Origin of the sequence: Allobosea sp. CER48 (assembly GCF_044752385.1) — a bacterium.
Lineage (GTDB): Bacteria > Pseudomonadota > Alphaproteobacteria > Rhizobiales > Beijerinckiaceae > Allobosea.
Window position 1 is genome coordinate 1 of record NZ_JBIWYK010000687.1, and the last position, 1,266, is coordinate 1,266.

The following is a 1,266-nucleotide window of genomic DNA, read 5'->3' on the forward strand; positions in this document are numbered from 1 at the left end:
ACGACCTCGACACGCTCCGACAAGGTGCCTTCATCGGCGAAGAGCAGTCGATAGGCGCGGCGCAGCTCATGGATCTGCTCGCGGGTGAAGTCGCGACGCTTGAGCCCGATCAGGTTGAGCCCGACGAGATGGGCGGGATTGTCGCGCACGGTGCCGAAGGGGATGACATCGCTCAAGACACCCGCGCCGCCGCCGATGAAGGCATGATCGCCGATGCGAATGTACTGCTGCAGACCGGCGCCACCGCCCACGATGACGAAGTTGCCGATCGTAACGTGGCCGGCGCACATCACATTGTTCGAGAAGATGACGTTGTTGCCGAGCCGGCTGTCGTGCCCGACATGGGAGTTCGCCAGGAAGAAGCAGCGATCGCCGACGGAGGTCACCATCCCGCCGCCCTCGGTGCCCGGGTTCATGGTGACGCCTTCGCGGATCTGGCATTCCGCACCGATCGAGAGCGTCGAGGGCTCTCCGCGGTACTTCACATCCTGCGGCGGATGGCCGATCGACGCGAAGGGATAGATCTTGGTGCGCGGGCCGATCGTCGTGCGGCCTGCCACGACGACATGGCTGATGAGTTCGACCCCATCACCCAGCACGACGTCCGGCCCCACAGTGCAGAACGGCCCGACCTTGACCCCCGCCCCAAGCTTCGCCTTGGGGTCGACGATCGCCATCGGATGAATGGAAGCGCTCATCGGAAACTGATCCTGATCTGGCAAAACTGCGGACCGCTCAAACCACCATCGCCGAGATCTCGGCCTCGGCGACGAGCACGCCCTCGACGCGGGCTTCCCCGCGGTAGAACCAGATATTGCGCTTGCGCGCGAGCTTCGTCAGGTGGAACCGCAGCGTATCACCCGGAATGACCGGCTTGCGGAACTTGGCCTTGTCGATCGTGGTGAACAGGACGGTGTTGATCGGCGCCTCGCCGGCGCCGCGCGCATTCACGACGAGCACACCCGCGGTCTGCGCCATGGCCTCGATCATCAAGACACCCGGGAAGACCGGGCGCTCGGGAAAGTGACCCGTGAACTGCGGCTCGTTGACGGTGACGTTCTTGATGCCAACGCCGGACTCGTCGCCATTCACCTCGACGACGCGATCGACCAGCAGGAACGGATAGCGGTGGGGAATGCTCGCCATGATCTTCTGGATGTCGATCACACCCAGCGCCGTCGTCGCCTCGCTCATCGTCTGTCTTCTCCCGGGCGCCTTCCCAGAGCGACGCCTCGCATTCTCTTCAAGATGTCCGATCGAGGAAAC

At 63.9% G+C, this 1,266-nt stretch carries 2 protein-coding genes; both read right to left on the bottom strand.

Annotation, left to right across the window (positions count from 1 at the left end; genetic code table 11):
* Positions 1–698 (bottom strand): acyl-ACP--UDP-N-acetylglucosamine O-acyltransferase (lpxA, locus tag ACIPIA_RS16575; protein WP_400511070.1); only part of this gene is annotated, 698 nt, incomplete at its 3' end.
* A gap of 37 nt (positions 699–735) precedes the next feature.
* Positions 736–1,194 carry a 3-hydroxyacyl-ACP dehydratase FabZ gene (gene fabZ / locus ACIPIA_RS16580; protein ID WP_400511071.1) on the bottom strand — a complete coding sequence of 153 codons (459 nt, stop codon included), beginning with the start codon at positions 1,192–1,194 and terminating at the stop codon, positions 736–738.
* Between the last annotated feature and the right edge of the window lie 72 nt (positions 1,195–1,266).

Excerpts from the sequence above, each read along its gene's own strand:
- fabZ (WP_400511071.1), bottom strand. The coding sequence starts at position 1,194 with ATGAGCGAGGCGACGACGGCGCTGGGTGTGATCGACATCCAGAAGATC.